The organism is Pseudoalteromonas sp. G5_S1_14_S5 (assembly GCF_054968605.1).
The window spans coordinates 44458-60608 of record NZ_JBQKUM010000025.1 but is presented as its reverse complement, the minus strand read 5'-3'; the positions used below and the strand labels follow the sequence as shown (position 1 = coordinate 60608).

Here is a 16151-nt window from a genome sequence, read left to right as displayed (position 1 = left end):
GTGAGGAACGAAGTCTCTGGAATCTGCTTCTTTCGCTCTTCAAGCCCTTCGTTTACACGAATCTCGCTACCCGCATCCGCTTTGAGCCCTTCGAACCTCGCTACCCGTCACTCGCCTCTATTTTTTTATCACCCCACCCGTTAAATACAATCCAATCGCCGCGAGCACCGGATAACCAAACGCTTCATTGGTCATTTCCCCCAACGGCTGCCAATCGTAACCGTGCATACAACCCAGAATCACCATCACATGCAGTGCCACATAAGGGATGGTGAACAACAACACAATGTAGCGTTGCACCAATTTAAAAGGTTCATACGCTTTCAGTAGTGCCAGCTTGTGCTTCGCTTTTTCTTCATCGGTAAAAAACATCGCATCTCCTGTGTTGGTGAGTGCCTCTAACCCTTTGCTAATGGAAGACTGGCTTCCAAATATTCTCCCGAACAACGTCATACTGCTCCTTAGTGTATTGATTGGCTTTGACCGCCTATATAGCCTTTGACCGCATATATAACCTTTGACTGACTAACATTATAGTTCGACAACCTTAGCGAGGCCTCTCCCCTACCGTTTATCCGTTGAATGAGATTCCCTATCACGTTCCTCCCTCACTGTAGGGACGACTCGTTTTATTAAGTTAATAACCTCACGACGCCGTCATTCGCCATTCTGTTGCTTTAGAGGCGAGGAACGAAGTATCTGGAATCTGCTTTTCGTCTCTTCGCTCCTTGTTCTCGCGCCACTCACATCTGCTCCTAATCTTTTCGCATCTCGTTTACTCGCATCCCCCATCTGCTCTTAATCTCACTACCGGACACGCCTTATTCACGCCCCAATCCTTATGCCCCTTTACCGCTTCATCTGAAATAGCGAACTGTTCTTGCAACGCCGCCAGTAAGCCAAACAGTGCCTTACGTTGCGCAAGTGTGAAGTTATCTTCTGGTTGCCGCTCGGCATTACAGCCGCCGACCAAACAAACCCCAATATTGCCCTTGTTGTGCCCTTTCACATGCGCACCGGTTTGTGATAGTGGCCTGCCAAGTTCGACATCCCCACTGCGACGAATCACAAAGTGATACCCCACATCGCGCCAGCCTTTCTTTTTATGCCATTGGCGAATCTCGGCCACGTCTACATCTTGCTGTGGCGGCGAGGCGCTGCAATGCACAGTAATAAAAGAGTAGGGCGGGCAATGAGGCAACCGGAGTAAGAGCGACACCAAGCTGAAGGAATAAGAGGCCGAGGGCAAACAAGGCGCTAACGAAGGAACAAGCTGTAGTGTTGTTTTTAGCTCTCGTGGTCGCGTTGGTTGTGTGTCTATATGATCGGGCGAGCGGGCCTGTTCTGGCAGGCTAGGCTCTGTTAAGGGTGAGTGTGAAACTCGATCAGTTGCTGGTGGAGTGTGTGACAAAATAAATCCTCGTGTTGTTGTAAATAGGCGATGAGAGATATGGATAACGATTCTTTTAAATTAGGGTGTAATGCAATGTGTTGTCGCAAACGGGTGGCGACGGCTTTTGCATAACCAGAGTGGTAGCCGACATAACGTAAATACATCACGTAATAACCCAGTGGCTGGCTGCGCCGCGCTCGACTGATCATCCAACAAATATCCTCATATCTGGGGGCTTCGGAATAAGCCTTTTCAAAGTACAGGCCTTTAAAATAACGGCACTCGATGCTCGCCATTCCGGGTTGGTACGCTGAAATAAAAAGAGAAACAATCGCCTTCATTCATCACCTTATTGCTGCATGGGAAGGGCAATGTAATTCACGATGGCGGATTAGGGTCGCCGGCTGCTCATCAATAACCAAGGCTTGGTCAAAAAATGAGAAGTGTCTCGAAGGGAATAAACCTGAAAGATGTTCTTGTTGCATATCGATGAGAGTAAACAGGAAAAACAGAGTATGTGATGCCGCCTCTCGCCCTTATGGATGCCCCTAACCCTGAAAAAGCGGTGTTAATGGTCACTTTATCAAGGCTTTTCTTTATGAATCAGTTTCATGAAGAAGGTTTATGAATAACCGATAACCAGGAGCGTTAATGATGTGTGTTTCTCTCATTCTTTCTTTTATGCCACTGAAAACCGGCTCGCCGATCAGCAAATTGGTGCTGTTAAAATTGGCCGATAATGCCGACGCGCGCGGCGTGTGTTTCCCCTCTTTAAATTACTTAGCGCAATATTGCGAAGTGTCGCTAAGAACCGTGACACGCCACGTTAACGAGCTGGAAAAACAAGGCTTTTTACAGCGGATAAAGCGCTTTGATGATTCAGGGCGCCAGCGCAGCAACTTGTACCAACTGCGTGTGCCCGAAGGTTGCCATATTGAACAGCGTGACTTAACGCATGACACCCTACAGCCCGCCGCTGTACCGGTAATTGAGCCAGTAGCCAATCACAACCCGACTATGGGTCAATCCGACACCCACCAGGAGGCCAGCCGTTCCAACACGGAGGGGGATCCTCTGGCATACATAATCTCTCATAAAGAACATAAAACAGGGGTGAGCCTAAAAACGACCACGGTTGCGGGCGGTCACTTAGCGCACATAGATGCTGAAATGGGGGAGGCAGCCACAAGGAATACACACAGCCTGAAGAGCAAAAACGCGGACACCAAAAGCTTGGACACCAAAAGAACAGATTCCCAAAGCCCCGATGACGTGGTGATTCACCTGCTCACCCAAGAGGGCAGCGCACCGATTTATCATGAATTCTTTACCATACTAGAAAGTTCCTACCCCAACTTAGACGTGCTGCAGCAACTGCACGCCATGCAAGCTTGGTTGTACATTAACCCCGATAAACGTAAACCGTTTGAGCACATTGGCCATTTTGTGAATGGCTGGCTAAGAAGAAGCGCCAAAGCCAAAGCCAAAACCAAACAGGGAGCGTTCACACCAATAAAGCGAACCAAAGCGGCAAGGCCAACCAAGCGCAAACCGCCAATGAAGCTTTCACAAGCAAACCCTACTAAAGAGCAACCGCGAACTAAGCACTTACCGCATCAGCATAGTCAACAAAGCACAACGCCTGTGGCCCAAGCACTGGCCGAATACCAAAGCAATAACACCCATAACCCTTTTGAAGAACGCATTAAAGCGCTCATTCAATCGAAAGCGCAGATGAAAGACGAAACTGAAAGATAAAAGGGAGTGAAGCCAAGCACGGCGCAACCCAAACCACACAACGGAAGTGAGCAGTAATGTAAACAAGGAAGAAAATAACATGGACGATACAAGCTTAAAAAAACTGACCACCGAACAACAAGCCACGTTGTTGGCCAAAGAGGTCGCGCGAGTAGACGGGCGAATTGGAGAGTTCTTAAAGCTGCTGGTGAGCCATTACCCACAAGGCTTAACCCGAACTGAAATCAAAGCAATGCTGGCGGTGAACACCAACCCCAGTTTTGTCTCTTTGTACCGCAATGGCAAAATATTCATCGACATAGAAAAGCGCTACTGTGATGCAGCACAAGAAAACCGATACTACATAGGAAAGCAATACCTGCAAGACGTACAATGCTTTCGTTGGATAAACGCATTGTGAGTTTTGATCAAATTTCAAACTGGTCAATATGCACTTACTTTGTTACAATTTCGCCCCTGAAAAAACCGTATGAAAACCGCAAACAATGAAGTACGGTGAAAAAACAGGATTGATTGCCTTTAGGAGCCAAACCTAAGGGCGGTAGCGTGCCCAAATGCAAGTGCATAGCCAGCCAAAATGCGGAAAAGCCACTTTGGGGTTGCCTATTGGGGCGGTTTTTAAAAAGACAGCAAAATCTAGGTTTTATAAGAGATTGTCGAAAATAGACTGTCTCAAAATGAATAAAAAGTGTCTCAATGGCTTCAAATTAACGGAGACATCCTCGTGAGATTAAACCTCAAAAATTCTATACATCTTCACGTTCGTGAGTTGTTCTAAACAGTATACTACAAGAGAAAACTATGAAGATCCTCGTCACTGGTGGTGCTGGCTTTATCGGCTCTGCAGTCATTCGTCATATCATCAAGAATACATCTGACAGCGTGGTCAACGTTGATAAGCTCACTTATGCCGGTAACTTAGAATCTCTTGTTGAGGTAGATTCGTCTGAACGTTATACCTTTGAGCAAGTCGACATTTGTAATCGTACAGAATTAGACCGAGTGTTTAAAGAGCACCAACCAGATGCGGTGATGCATCTTGCGGCAGAGTCGCACGTTGACCGTTCAATCACTGGCCCAGCGGCGTTTATCGAAACCAACATTGTTGGAACATATACGCTACTAGAAGCGACTCGCGAATACTGGAACACGCTTGAAGAAGGTGTGAAATCAGAGTTCCGCTTTCACCATATCTCTACTGATGAAGTGTATGGTGACCTTCCACACCCTGATGAAGTGACAGAGGGAACTGAGATCCCAATGTTCTTAGAGACGACATCTTATGAGCCATCCAGCCCTTACTCTGCATCAAAAGCTTCAAGCGATCATTTAGTTCGTGCATGGTTACGTACTTACGGCCTACCAACTATTGTAACCAACTGCTCGAATAATTATGGTCCTTACCACTTCCCTGAAAAGCTGATCCCACTAGTCATTCTTAACGCCCTTGAAGGCAAAGATTTACCTATTTATGGAAAAGGCGATCAAATCCGTGACTGGTTGTTTGTGGAAGATCACGCGCGCGCTCTATACAAGGTAGTAACCGAAGGTAAGGTTGGTGAGACTTACAACATCGGTGGTCATAACGAGAAGAAAAACATTGAAGTTGTTAACACGATTTGTGACATCCTTGACGCGTTAGTACCAAAAGAGACCAAATACGCAGAGCAAATCACCTACGTTCAAGACCGCCCGGGTCATGACCGTCGTTATGCTATTGACTCATCTAAAATGCAACGTGAATTAGGTTGGAGACCGGAGGAGACTTTCGAAACGGGCCTTCGTAAGACAGTACAATGGTATCTAGATAACGCTAAGTGGTGTCAAAACGTGCAAGATGGTAGCTACCAACGTGAGCGTCTAGGTGTAGTAACAGGAGATAATAAGTAATGAAAGGTATCGTTTTAGCTGGTGGCTCTGGTACTCGTCTATACCCACTTACTCGTGGTGTGTCGAAACAACTCTTGCCAATCTATGACAAGCCAATGGTGTTTTACCCAATCTCGACCTTAATGCTTGCTGGTATTAAAGATATTTTGATCATCACGACACCAGAAGACAATGCTGGCTTTCAGCGTTTGCTCGGTGATGGCTCTGATTTTGGTATTAACCTTGAGTATGCAATTCAACCAAGTCCTGATGGTTTGGCTCAAGCTTTCATTATTGGCGAAGAGTTTATTGGTGATGACAGTGTGTGTTTAGTTCTAGGGGATAATATCTTCTACGGTCAGTCGTTTTCACAAACTCTACAAAGTGCAGCTTCAAGAGAATCTGGAGCAACTGTTTTTGGCTATCAAGTAAAAGACCCAGAGCGCTTTGGTGTTGTTGAGTTTGATGAAAACATGAAAGCGGTATCTATCGAAGAGAAGCCGGAAAAACCAAAATCTAATTATGCAGTTACAGGTTTGTATTTTTACGATAACCGTGTAGTAGAAATGGCTAAGCGAGTGGAACCATCTGAGCGTGGTGAGCTAGAAATTACAACGCTTAATGAGATGTACCTTAATGATGGCTCATTGAACGTGGAGCTACTAGGTCGTGGTTTTGCGTGGCTAGACACAGGTACACATGAGAGCCTTCATGAAGCGTCGTCCTTTGTACAAACCATTGAGCACGTACAAGGTTTAAAGGTGGCTTGTTTAGAAGAAATTGCATGGCGTAATGGCTGGCTGAGTAATGAGCAAGTATTGACGCTCGCTAAACCAATGATGAAAAACGAATACGGTCAGTATTTGACACGTCTAGTAGCTGGAACTCAGAAAAAGGTTGCAAGCTAATGCGTATCTTAATTACGGGTTGCCACGGCCAAGTGGGTTCGAGTCTAACTGAGCAGTTAGCGAACCATGAGAATACTGAAGTGTTAGCGCTTGATAGAGATCATCTTGATATTACTAACCAAGATGCCATCAATGCGGCGGTTGCTGAGTTTAAGCCGAGCATTATTATTAATGCCGCAGCGCACACTGCTGTCGATAAGGCTGAAGAGGAAGTTGAACTTTCTTACGCGATTAATCGTGATGGACCACAGCATTTAGCCCAAGCAGCACAAAGTATGGGGGCTGCCATTTTGCATGTCTCAACTGATTATGTCTTTGAAGGCAACAAAAACGGTGAGTATGTAGAGAGCGATGCGACTAACCCGCAAGGTGTTTACGGTGAAAGCAAATTAGCCGGTGAAATGGCTGTTGCGAAAGCGTGCGATAAACACATCATTCTTCGTACGGCATGGGTGTTTGGCGAGAGCGGCAATAATTTCGTGAAAACCATGCTGCGATTAGGACGTACTCGAGACGCGTTGAGTATTGTCGGTGATCAGTTTGGGGGGCCAACTTATGCCGGTGATATTGCTAAGGCACTGATTCAAATTGCGAAGTGTATTACTCAAGATGAGACAGTGGAGTACGGTGTTTACCATTACTCGGGCTTGCCTCACGTCAGTTGGTTTGACTTTGCTGATGCCATTTTTGATGTTGCTGTTGAGCAAGGAGTTCTTGTAAATAAGCCAAGCTTAACGAGTATTACCACTGACCAATATCCAACACCAGCAAAACGCCCAAGTAACTCCCGTTTAAGCAATGAGAAAATTATAACGAACTTCTTCATTGAAGCGAGTGATTGGAAAGTAGCATTAAATAATATTCAAGCGTATACGGATTAAAAAATGAAAGTAATCGATACACGTATTCCAGATGTGAAAATCATAGAGCCAAGCGTATTTGGTGATGAACGTGGTTTCTTTATGGAAACCTGGAATCAAAAGCAATTTGAAGAGCTAGTGACGGGTAAACCAACCAAATTTGTACAAGATAACCATTCAAAATCTAAGAAAGGGATTTTGCGAGGTTTGCACTATCAGACAGAAAATACACAAGGTAAGTTGGTTCGAGTGGTGTCTGGGGAGGTATTTGATGTTGCAGTCGATATCCGACAAGGCTCACCGACGTTTGGGCAGTGGGTAGGAGAGTACTTATCTGCTGAAAACAAACGTCAATTATGGGTGCCAGAAGGGTTTGCTCACGGGTTTTACGTGACGAGTGATGAAGCTGAGTTTGTTTATAAATGTACGAATTATTATGATCCGAAATCTGAACTGAGTATTAAATGGGATGATGAAAGTATAAATATATTTTGGCCAAACAAAGAATTACCCATTTTATCATTGAAAGATTCTAATGGTATAAGATTAAATAATTTGGAAGATTAATTATGACAGTCCCTTTTTTTATGACTATTGATACTGAAGGTGATAACCTTTGGGAAAGGCCTCGAGTAATTTCTGCGAAAAATGTTGAGAAATTAGAAAGGTTTCAATTATTATGTGAAAAACATAATATCAAACCTATATATCTAACTAATTTTGAAGCTGCTAGTAATGATATATTTAGGGGGTTTATAGAAAGTCATCAAGAAAACTTAGAAGTTGGATTACACTTACATGCATGGAATTCTCCACCTATAAGCAACCTAACGGTCAATGACTATCTATATCATCCTTATTTGCATGAATATAGTGATAAAGTAATAAGAAACAAAATAGATTATATGTACAAGTTCCTGTCTGATAGATTTCAAATGAGCATAATATCTCATAGAGGGGGGAGATATAGCATTTCGGACGTAATTCTTGATAGTCTATATGAATGTGGCATAAGAATTGACTGTAGCGTGGTTCCAGGTTTCAATTGGAAAAATGCTATAGGTGACCCATCAGGGGGGGGAGGAAACGATTTTCGCTTTATGGAAAGGAATATTCATATAATGCCTAATGGGATAATCCAAGTTCCAATGAGTACAAATATACTAAGCACACACTTTTTGAGAATGTCGGATAGTAATATTATTCGCCGATTAATATCAAAAACATTCTCATATCGACCAGCAATGCTGAGATCTAAAGTAGATAACTTGCAAGAAATGAAAAAGATAGTCAGATACAATTTGTTGAATAATACGTCACATTTAGAGTATATGATACATTCATCCGAACTGGTTAACGGTACTAGCCATCTCATCACTAATGACACTGATGAGGATAAATTCTACTCTAATTTAGAATGTTTTTTCCTATATTTAAATGAAAAAAATGTAGAATCGCAAACATTCCATGAGTTTCTAGCAGACTTCTCTGGTTCTCATCAATGAAAGTGGTGAATGGCTTTTTATCCACAGCATTTTATGCAACAGCAATAAGGTTCTCGGATTTACTGTTTAGTGTCATAACTGCTATTATTATTGCGAATGTACTGGGTGTGGAAGGATTGGGTGAGTATAGCCTATTAATAGCATTGGCAGCATTAATCTCAATGCCCCTAGAGTTTGGTGTTTCCGACCTAATTACAAGGAAAGTTGCGTCATCAAATAATTTTGATGATTGGAAAGAGATTTCTGGGATTTTAATATCTTCTTCATTGTTCCTATTTTTAATATCTATTGTCGGTCTCATTGCTATAGACGCTTTTAAATTTACCTACATTGGGTTAAGTAGCGATTATATAGTCTTGGCTGTATTTTTAGCAGTGCTAAATTCCTTAATTAACATTTGCTCAGCCATATTGTATGGTTTGCATAGGGTCATTATATCGCAAATCCCAGGATCTGTTGGGAAAAGTGGATTTTTACTCTTTTTTTTGCTCTTATCTAGTTATTTAGAACGTGATTTGTCAATGGTGGAAATCATCCATTGTCAAATATTAATTTCGTGCTTGATTATTTTAATTATCGCGCCGTTTACTTTGTTTATATGTAGATCTAGTATTTTTTATGGAGTTAGTTTTCAATTAAAAAACTGGTTGAAGAGTGCATTTCAATTGGGGCTTATTCGCGGTTTTCGAGTTATTCAGCCTCAAGTCGCTTTAATGATTATAGGGGCAACTTGTTCAATAGAAATCGTAGCACTTTATAGGGTTGCGATGAGAGGAGCACAATTAGGTGCTATAATGATATCGGTCATATCATCGATATCTTGTTCTAAAATTGCATTATATTATAGTAAGAAAATGCTGAACGAGCTTCAGTACGAGATGAAGAAGTATGCTAGATTTGCTTTTTCTGCATCATTGTTTTCCACTGTTGTATTTTTATTATTTGGTCGTTGGATATTAAATAAAGTATTTGGCAGTGATTTTAGTGATGCGTATTTTTTGCTTATTGCTGCTAGTTTTACTCATCTCATTGCTACAATGTACGGTTTTACTGACTTACTAATTAATATGACATCTAAAGAGAGTTATGGTTTGAAAGTTTACACGGTAGTCGTACCAATCACTTTGATTATGATGTGGTTCCTTTCTCTAATATTTGGTTCCGCTGGTATTGTGGTATCTTTAGTTATTTCTGCATTTTTAATAAATCATTCCTTATTTTTAGTTTGCAAGAATTATGTGAATATTAACCCTTCAATCATGAGATAAAATAATGAGAAATTTCATAAAGAAATTAGTAAAAAGAAACAGTTCAATTTTATTAAAAGTGAAAAACATATATAGTTATATATTTGACGTTAATTGTAAGTTCGAAATTGTATTGGGTGGTGCCTCGTATACAAGAGAAATTTTATATTCCATGCGTAAAAACAACATAAAAACCATCCTAATTGACGCAAAGCCAGATAATTTACACTGGATGTATTCGGATAGGTGTGTACCATTAGATGTCTATAATATGAATAATGTTGATAAGGTAGTAGATTTAGCAAAAAAACAAAAATGTCATTATGTATTGTTTCAATCCGATGATAATATATTACCTTTTTATTACAAGGTGAATCAATTACTAGGCAAATCAAAAGAGTTTACGAGTAAATCATTGAACTGCTCGCTAAAGAAAAAGGAAATGAGAGATGCTCTAAACCAAAGTTTTCCTTTTTTAGAATCTAACTTTATTATTGAAAGAGTTTCTGATATTGAAAGTGTGTCGTGTGATTTTCCAGTTTTAGCAAAAGCAAATATTGGTCAGGGTGCTAAAGGTGCTAAAGTTTGTTTTAGTAAAGAAGATTTAGAACTAGCTTATCATTCGATTAAAGAACATTTCCCCCAAAGTTGCATTATTGTAGAAAAGTATCTATCAGGGCGCCAATTTAATATTGACTGTGTAGTTTCTGAATCCGGTTTTTATGTTTATGGGATACAAGAAGAGTGTTATGATTTATTTAAAGGTGAAATAAAACCTTACTGGTATCTTTTTAATCCAAATCTAGATAATGATGTTTTAAATAAAGTGTTGAAATGTGTCAAAGATAGTGTAATCAGCTGTGACATAAAGTTGGGGGCAGTTCATTGCGAAGTTAAATTTGATGAATTTGGAAACGTATATCCGATCGATATTTCAAATCGAATGGGCGCAAATTTCACAAAGTATAATTTAAAGACAAGTGGTTTTGATCAGTCACTTGATTATTTAAAGGTGATGCGCGGCGATGAAATAGTTACCGATTTCACCAATGTTGGACAGATGAAATTACTACAAGTTTATAATTATTATGATGGTCCATTTAAAGAAATAGAAAATATTATTAAAAATGTTTCCCCAGATAGGTGTAATCTAGAAATCGATGTAGGGGGAGAAAAATATGTTAAATACAACATTTATTCTAATGATGAAAGTCACCTTAAAAAAGTAATCCGAGATATAAGCTCTATTGCTGAATCTGTTACTGCACTAAATTTAAGTTATCCCCGTGATCATTGAAGATGCTTGATTTTCTTTAGAATCAGGATCATGCTACGCACCATGAAAATAATACTGCCTCCCCAACAGAAACTACGACTCGAAGAGATGTGTGATTCCACTCGTGATGGCCGAGTGCGTGACCGCATCAAAGCGGTTTTACTTGCGTTTGAAGGTTGGAGTCAGGCGATGATTTCTCAAGCTCTTCGTATTCACGAATCGACTATTGCACGTCACCTCAGTGACTGCGTCAGAGAAAATTCACGTACATGCCCATGTTTAAAGGCTTTGTGGCTTGTTAGGCACACTATCTTTCAATATGGTTAGCTAGTCCGAGCACACAGTTGCAATTAACCGATGATCAATTTGTGGATCATTTTCAGTGTTTTCTAATACCTCCATAGATAAATTGGAGGTCCCACAGTGAGTAACCAACACCCATTTATGCATTTTGATGTCATCCCAGATTACCGCCAACAAGGTAAAGTCTAGCATAAGTTAACTGATATCATTTTGTTAACAATTTGCGCCGTACTTTCTGGTCAAGATGACTGGAAAGCTATCAGTTTGTACGGTCAAGCTCGGCTTGATTTTTTAAAGCGATTTGGCGACTTTAGTCATGGAGTTCCTTCAACAGCGACGATAGCCAGAACGATGGGAATGATAAGTGCGACGCGATTACAGAAATTCTTTATTGAATGGATGAAAAATTGCTGCGAATTGACCCAGGGCGAGGTGGTTGCCATCGATGGTAAAACGGTGAGAGGCTCTTACGATGACACTCGCGGACTTGGCGCAATCAACATGGTTAATGCATTTGCCACTGAAAATGGCGTGAGCCTCGGACAACAAAAAGTGTACCAGAAGTCGAATGAGATCACCGCCATTCCAAAACTACTTGAACTGCTTGATATATCAGGCTGTTTAGTCACGATTGATGCGATGGGTTGTCAAAAGAAAATTGCGCAAAAGATACTCGATATCGATGCAGATTATCTTTTAGCTGTAAAAGGTAATCAAGGTCGTTTAAAGCAAGCGTTCGATAACTATTTCGACATGAACATGCTCCAAAAGCACTATGGTGACCCCTACAGTACAAAAGAGAAATCACGTGGCCGACAAGAAACCAGACTTGCATTGACCAATAAAGATTTAAGTGTTTTAGGTGATGTTGAGTTTGAGTGACCGGGTCTGAAAAGCATGGGGATTGTGGTTTCAATAAGGCAAGAAGATTCGGTAGCGAAAGAGTCAGAAGTAGCGGTGAAATACTACATCAGCTCGAAGGATTTAAATGCTAAAGAGTTGTTAAATGCCACACGTTCACATTGGTTAGTTGAGTCGATGCATTGGAGTTTGGATACCACATTTGGTGAAGATGCGAGTCGCAAACGCGCGGAAGAAAGTGCAGAAAATTTCGCAAGGATCAGACAAGCGTGTTTAAATATGCTCAAGAGTGAAACGACACTAAAAGCGAGTGTGAAGCACAAAAGAGCGATGTGTGCGATGGATTCAGAGTACCTTATGAAGGTTCTGGCAAGCCACTATTGACGGAGATGTTCATGATTTTTCCGTGTATGGTAAATGCTTATTCTGTAGATACTGGTTTGGTTTTAGGGCAACTAAAAACGAGCTGTAAATCGAACGAAATAACGACCATCCCTGAGCTGCTCAAATTAATCCGAGTTAAAGGTCGAGTAATTAGTGTTGATGCTATGGGCTGCCAGAGAGCAATCGCAGAGTTAATAGTTGCACGTAAAGGTGACTATTTAATGTCAGTAAAAGATGATCAACCAAGTCTTCATAAGGTTTTTACTGAACACTTTTCGTGAGGACAATTAAGCCGCTATGCGAGTGATTCTTTTGAACAAGAAGAAATTGGTCAACGAGGACGTAAGATATTAAGAAGTTATATTGTTGTTCAGTTTACTGATAAGTTCGGAGACTTCGCCTCTAAATGGAAAGGTTTAAAAAGCTCATGTATAGCAACGGCTTATCAACAAAAAAATGGTGAGCCTTCAGATAGTTTAGGGGTTAGATACTTCATTTCCTCTAAGGAAATGAAAGCAGAAGAATTTGGCAAATTATGGCGAGGTCACTGAGGTGTTGAAAGTATGCACTGGTGGTTGGCCGCCGTAATGAATGAAGATGACAGCCGAATCACCTACAAGCACGCATCCGAAAACCTATCGCGAATTCGTCAAATGTGTATGAATCTTATTAAGCTTGTAGAGATGAAAGGAACATTAAAACGCCGACAATTGAAATGCGCGTTAAATACAGAGTTCCGAGAGAGAGTTTTGTTTGGCACTTAAGTGCTTTTAACAACTTTGCAACTCATGCGGGAACCCTGCGATAGTTAGCGAGAGCATTGTTCGCTTCTTTTGGAAACTCAAGACAGAGCATTAACCACTAGAGCAAACCGTGCATATTGTGCTTGATGGTGCGGCCTACCATCGGTCAGAAATGGTTAGGAATGCGGCAAAAGTACTCAATATAGAGCTTCATTACTTACCTCCATACAGCCCAAACTTAAATCCAATAGAGCGGCTTTGGAAAGTAATGATTTAGCATGTGAGGAACAATGTTTATTTTCCCTCCAAAACAGCACTCACCTCTGCTATCAAAAAGTTTTTCGATGTGACGTTACCAGAAATTGCAAGCTCACTTGCATCCAGAATTACAGATAATTTTCAGGTGTTGATACCTGCACCTTCAAGTTGAAAGAGTATAAAAGATTAATTAATATAAAGAGTTTTTATGAAAATAATGCTTGTTTTACCAGATTTGTCTGGGGGGGGGGCTGAGAGAGTTAACTTAGATTTAGCCTATGAATTTAAAAAGAAAGGCATTGAAGTTGAGATAATCTTAAAGAAAAGTAGAGGATCATTTGTAGAAGAAGCCTCTAAGGTATTCAAAATTGTTGATCTTAATATTGATTCAAACTTTCGTTTTATATTTAAATTGGCTTCTCATATAAACCAAAGTAAGCCCAATGTGGTTATCACCTCTATGTGGGGGTTAACGGCATTTTCTGCTTTTTCAAAATTAATTACTAAACATAAATATAAATTATTGCTAGTAGAGCATAGCTCGCTAATAAACCAATTTAAAAGCTCCAGTTTTCGTATCAGATTTTGGTTGAAGGTAAGTACATTTTTAGCATATAGAATTGCAGATGAAGTTGCGGGGGTATCCCAAGGTGTTGCCCAGGATATCAAAAAAATTGCCATTTTAAGAAAAACACCAGCCACACTATATAACCCAATACCAATAAATAGACTCAAAATTTCTAATGCTAGTAAGGATAATGATGTCAAGATAGTTATTGCTGCTGGTCGTCTTATTGATGCCAAAGACTACCCAACACTAATAAATGCTTTTGCACTTGTAAGCAAAAAAATTAAATCAAAATTAATAATATTAGGTGATGGTCCACTCCGGAATGAACTTGAGCTGCTTGCTGAGCATCATGGTGTCAACAATAAAGTTGTATTCGAAGGCTTCGTTGATAGTCCAAGAGATTACTTTATTACAGCTGACTTATTTGTATTGTCATCGAAAAGAGAGGGGTTTGGCAATGTAATCGTTGAATCATTAGGCACTGGAACTCCAGTAGTTTCAACGGATTGTGAGCATGGTCCTGCTGAAATACTAAATAATGGTGAGTTCGGTGAGTTAGTACCTGTTGGTGACGAGCAAGCACTTTCTGATGCAATGTGTCGCTCATTAAGCTCAGAGCATAATCCTGATATATTGGTTAAACGCGCAAAAGATTTTGCTCCTGAAGTTGTGGCTAAAAATTATCTTGAATTGTTAGGGTATAAAGTTTAGTTGTAAACAATAGTATGGTGTCAGCCACTTCATTAGCCGATACCAGAGCTAAAATATTGTTATCAAGGGATGAACGGAAATGTTGACTGAAATGAACGATATATCTCAAATAGGTGTTAGTCTTTATAATAATGTGAAGCTTAACAGCTTTTATAAAATTAATAACTAATTAATTTAATTCTTATGATTATAAATATGTTAAATGCTCGCTTTTATTAGCTCAATACGTTAACAAAAAAGAAAAATGATTAGAAGTTCAACATTGGTAATTAATGTTGAATTTTTTGAGGATTGTATGGAAAAAAATATCATATATCTATCTTATACTGGTTTGCTCGAGCCTTTAGGTAGGTCACAGATCCTGGGCTATCTATCTAGATTAGGTCTAAGTAATAAAATAACGCTCATAACTTTTGAAAAAAAAACAGACTTCAGTGGTGATATTTATAACAAAACGCGAATGGAATGTGAGAAATTTAACATTACCTGGAAACCTAAGCTTTATCATCAAAATCCTCGTTTTGTGTCTAGTCTATATGATCTAATATTAATGTTTGTAACTACTATCAATCTGACCCTATTAAAAGGAAAAACAGATACACTTATTCATTCTAGAGGATATATACCCTCTATAGTTGCGTGGTTAGTATCTAGAATGACATCATCTAAATTTATTTTTGATATGCGGGCGCTTTGGATTGAAGAAATTATCGAAGGAAAACGATTGAAAAAGAATTCCGTGTTGCATAAGTTACTCGTAGTTATAGAAAAGAATATGTTGAGAGATGCTGCTGCTATAGTAAGTTTAACTCATACAGCTGTAGATTTTTTGTGTTCCAATGACAATAAACTTCAAAGAGAAAAGTTTTATGTGATTCCTACGTGTGTTGATTTCAATATTTTTAAAACTTTAGATTTAGCAAGAAAATCACACCTAAACGCAAATCTTGGTATAAAATTTGGCACTATGGGTTCTATTTTAAATAGTAGATTTCGTAGTGATTGGTTGATGCGCTACTTCTTCATAGCTAGTGAAAAGAATAACAAAAATGCTTTTAAGATTGTGACAAGGGACAATAGAGATAGAATTAAAGCTCTTGCTTTAGAACATAAGATTGGTGAGTCTGATATTGAGTTAACATCTTCATCACCACTTGAAATAGCAAATGCTATAAAAGACATAGACGTTGCATTGGTATTTTTCACTCCTGGCATTAGTACTCTTGGTACATCCCCGACGAGGATTGGTGAGTTTTTAGCCTGTGGAATACCGGTAATAGTAAACGATAACGTAGGTGATACAGCCAAAATAATTAAAGAATCTAATGTTGGCGTTGTGATCAAAGATGGTTCTCTTTCCTCTTTAACTTTAGCATATGAGGAAATTGTACAATTATTACAAGATGAGTCATTGAAAGCTCGTTGTATTAATGTTGCTAGAACGATTTATTCGGTTGAAAGAGGTGCAGATACCTATAAAAAAATTTATAAATTACTGAGGTGA

15 protein-coding genes and 3 pseudogenes are annotated in these 16151 nt (G+C 39.8%); 15 read left to right on the top strand and 3 right to left on the bottom strand.

Going from position 1 to position 16151, the window contains the following annotated elements; translation table 11 throughout:
* Window positions 1–117: 117 nt before the first annotated feature.
* The 3 genes from ACTRWI_RS09730 to ACTRWI_RS09720 all read right to left on the bottom strand — a co-directional run bounded on the left by ACTRWI_RS09730 (window position 118) and on the right by ACTRWI_RS09720 (window position 1734).
* The gene (locus ACTRWI_RS09730) at window positions 118–453 is read right to left on the bottom strand and encodes a hypothetical protein (protein WP_499130882.1); all 336 of its coding nucleotides are present in this window, start codon (window positions 451–453) and stop codon (window positions 118–120) included.
* Between the two features lie 322 nt (window positions 454–775).
* Window positions 776–1219: an N-acetylmuramoyl-L-alanine amidase gene (locus ACTRWI_RS09725; RefSeq protein WP_499130886.1), complete on the bottom strand. Its 444-nt coding sequence runs from the start codon at window positions 1217–1219 to the stop codon at window positions 776–778.
* Between the two features lie 143 nt (window positions 1220–1362).
* Entirely contained in the window at window positions 1363–1734 is a 372-nt protein-coding gene (locus ACTRWI_RS09720; protein ID WP_499130881.1) for a hypothetical protein, read from the bottom strand.
* A 310-nt stretch (window positions 1735–2044) separates the two neighbouring features.
* Here ACTRWI_RS09720 and ACTRWI_RS09715 point away from each other — a divergent pair, with 310 nt between their 5' ends.
* The 15 genes and pseudogenes from ACTRWI_RS09715 (at window position 2045) to ACTRWI_RS09645 (ending at window position 16151) form a co-directional block, all read left to right on the top strand.
* On the top strand, window positions 2045–3151 hold the full coding sequence (locus ACTRWI_RS09715; RefSeq protein ID WP_499130880.1) for a helix-turn-helix domain-containing protein: 1107 nt from the start codon (window positions 2045–2047) through the stop codon (window positions 3149–3151).
* 79 nt (window positions 3152–3230) lie between these two features.
* Entirely contained in the window at window positions 3231–3551 is a 321-nt protein-coding gene (locus ACTRWI_RS09710; RefSeq protein WP_499130879.1) for a hypothetical protein, read from the top strand.
* A gap of 401 nt (window positions 3552–3952) precedes the next feature.
* Entirely contained in the window at window positions 3953–5041 is a 1089-nt protein-coding gene (rfbB, locus tag ACTRWI_RS09705) for a dTDP-glucose 4,6-dehydratase (protein WP_499130877.1), read from the top strand.
* Window positions 5041–5928 (top strand): glucose-1-phosphate thymidylyltransferase RfbA, encoded by an 888-nt coding sequence (gene rfbA, locus ACTRWI_RS09700; protein WP_499130875.1) that lies wholly within the window; start codon window positions 5041–5043, stop codon window positions 5926–5928. Before rfbB ends, rfbA begins: the two co-directional genes overlap by 1 nt.
* Window positions 5928–6809: a dTDP-4-dehydrorhamnose reductase gene (rfbD, locus tag ACTRWI_RS09695; protein ID WP_499130873.1), complete on the top strand. Its 882-nt coding sequence runs from the start codon at window positions 5928–5930 to the stop codon at window positions 6807–6809. The genes rfbA and rfbD overlap by 1 nt, the downstream gene beginning before the upstream one ends.
* A 3-nt stretch (window positions 6810–6812) precedes the next feature.
* Window positions 6813–7355: a dTDP-4-dehydrorhamnose 3,5-epimerase gene (gene rfbC, locus ACTRWI_RS09690; RefSeq protein WP_499130871.1), complete on the top strand. Its 543-nt coding sequence runs from the start codon at window positions 6813–6815 to the stop codon at window positions 7353–7355.
* 2 nt (window positions 7356–7357) lie between these two features.
* Window positions 7358–8293: a polysaccharide deacetylase family protein gene (locus ACTRWI_RS09685; RefSeq protein WP_499130869.1), complete on the top strand. Its 936-nt coding sequence runs from the start codon at window positions 7358–7360 to the stop codon at window positions 8291–8293.
* A complete protein-coding gene (locus ACTRWI_RS09680; protein WP_499130867.1) occupies window positions 8290–9561 on the top strand; it encodes a lipopolysaccharide biosynthesis protein in 1272 nt (423 codons plus the stop codon). The genes ACTRWI_RS09685 and ACTRWI_RS09680 overlap by 4 nt, the downstream gene beginning before the upstream one ends.
* A 250-nt stretch (window positions 9562–9811) precedes the next feature.
* Window positions 9812–10837 (top strand): ATP-grasp domain-containing protein, encoded by a 1026-nt coding sequence (locus ACTRWI_RS09675; RefSeq protein ID WP_499130866.1) that lies wholly within the window; start codon window positions 9812–9814, stop codon window positions 10835–10837.
* Window positions 10838–10879: 42 nt separating this feature from the next.
* Window positions 10880–11068 (top strand): annotated as a pseudogene (locus ACTRWI_RS09670) (helix-turn-helix domain-containing protein); the annotation flags it as partial.
* 192 nt (window positions 11069–11260) lie between these two features.
* Window positions 11261–12364: pseudogene (locus ACTRWI_RS09665) on the top strand (ISAs1 family transposase).
* A 5-nt stretch (window positions 12365–12369) separates the two neighbouring features.
* A complete protein-coding gene (locus ACTRWI_RS09660) occupies window positions 12370–12645 on the top strand; it encodes an ISAs1 family transposase (protein ID WP_499130864.1) in 276 nt (91 codons plus the stop codon).
* A 523-nt stretch (window positions 12646–13168) separates the two neighbouring features.
* A pseudogene (locus ACTRWI_RS09655) lies at window positions 13169–13537 on the top strand (transposase); the annotation flags it as partial.
* 36 nt (window positions 13538–13573) lie between these two features.
* Window positions 13574–14647 carry a glycosyltransferase gene (locus ACTRWI_RS09650; protein WP_499130862.1) on the top strand — a complete coding sequence of 358 codons (1074 nt, stop codon included), beginning with the start codon at window positions 13574–13576 and terminating at the stop codon, window positions 14645–14647.
* A 295-nt stretch (window positions 14648–14942) separates the two neighbouring features.
* On the top strand, window positions 14943–16151 hold the full coding sequence (locus ACTRWI_RS09645; RefSeq protein ID WP_499130859.1) for a glycosyltransferase: 1209 nt from the start codon (window positions 14943–14945) through the stop codon (window positions 16149–16151).

What these genes read in the sequence shown, in the direction of transcription:
- ACTRWI_RS09730 (WP_499130882.1), bottom strand. Translation starts at nt 453, where the DNA reads ATGACGTTGTTCGGGAGAATATTTGGAAGCCAGTCTTCCATTAGCAAA.
- ACTRWI_RS09720 (WP_499130881.1), bottom strand. Translation starts at nt 1,734, where the DNA reads ATGAAGGCGATTGTTTCTCTTTTTATTTCAGCGTACCAACCCGGAATG.
- ACTRWI_RS09715 (WP_499130880.1), top strand. Translation starts at nt 2,045, where the DNA reads ATGATGTGTGTTTCTCTCATTCTTTCTTTTATGCCACTGAAAACCGGC.
- ACTRWI_RS09710 (WP_499130879.1), top strand. Translation starts at nt 3,231, where the DNA reads ATGGACGATACAAGCTTAAAAAAACTGACCACCGAACAACAAGCCACG.
- rfbB (WP_499130877.1), top strand. Translation starts at nt 3,953, where the DNA reads ATGAAGATCCTCGTCACTGGTGGTGCTGGCTTTATCGGCTCTGCAGTC.
- rfbA (WP_499130875.1), top strand. Translation starts at nt 5,041, where the DNA reads ATGAAAGGTATCGTTTTAGCTGGTGGCTCTGGTACTCGTCTATACCCA.
- rfbD (WP_499130873.1), top strand. Translation starts at nt 5,928, where the DNA reads ATGCGTATCTTAATTACGGGTTGCCACGGCCAAGTGGGTTCGAGTCTA.
- rfbC (WP_499130871.1), top strand. Translation starts at nt 6,813, where the DNA reads ATGAAAGTAATCGATACACGTATTCCAGATGTGAAAATCATAGAGCCA.
- ACTRWI_RS09685 (WP_499130869.1), top strand. Translation starts at nt 7,358, where the DNA reads ATGACAGTCCCTTTTTTTATGACTATTGATACTGAAGGTGATAACCTT.
- ACTRWI_RS09680 (WP_499130867.1), top strand. Translation starts at nt 8,290, where the DNA reads ATGAAAGTGGTGAATGGCTTTTTATCCACAGCATTTTATGCAACAGCA.
- ACTRWI_RS09675 (WP_499130866.1), top strand. Translation starts at nt 9,812, where the DNA reads ATGAATAATGTTGATAAGGTAGTAGATTTAGCAAAAAAACAAAAATGT.
- ACTRWI_RS09660 (WP_499130864.1), top strand. Translation starts at nt 12,370, where the DNA reads ATGTTCATGATTTTTCCGTGTATGGTAAATGCTTATTCTGTAGATACT.
- ACTRWI_RS09650 (WP_499130862.1), top strand. Translation starts at nt 13,574, where the DNA reads ATGAAAATAATGCTTGTTTTACCAGATTTGTCTGGGGGGGGGGCTGAG.
- ACTRWI_RS09645 (WP_499130859.1), top strand. Translation starts at nt 14,943, where the DNA reads ATGGAAAAAAATATCATATATCTATCTTATACTGGTTTGCTCGAGCCT.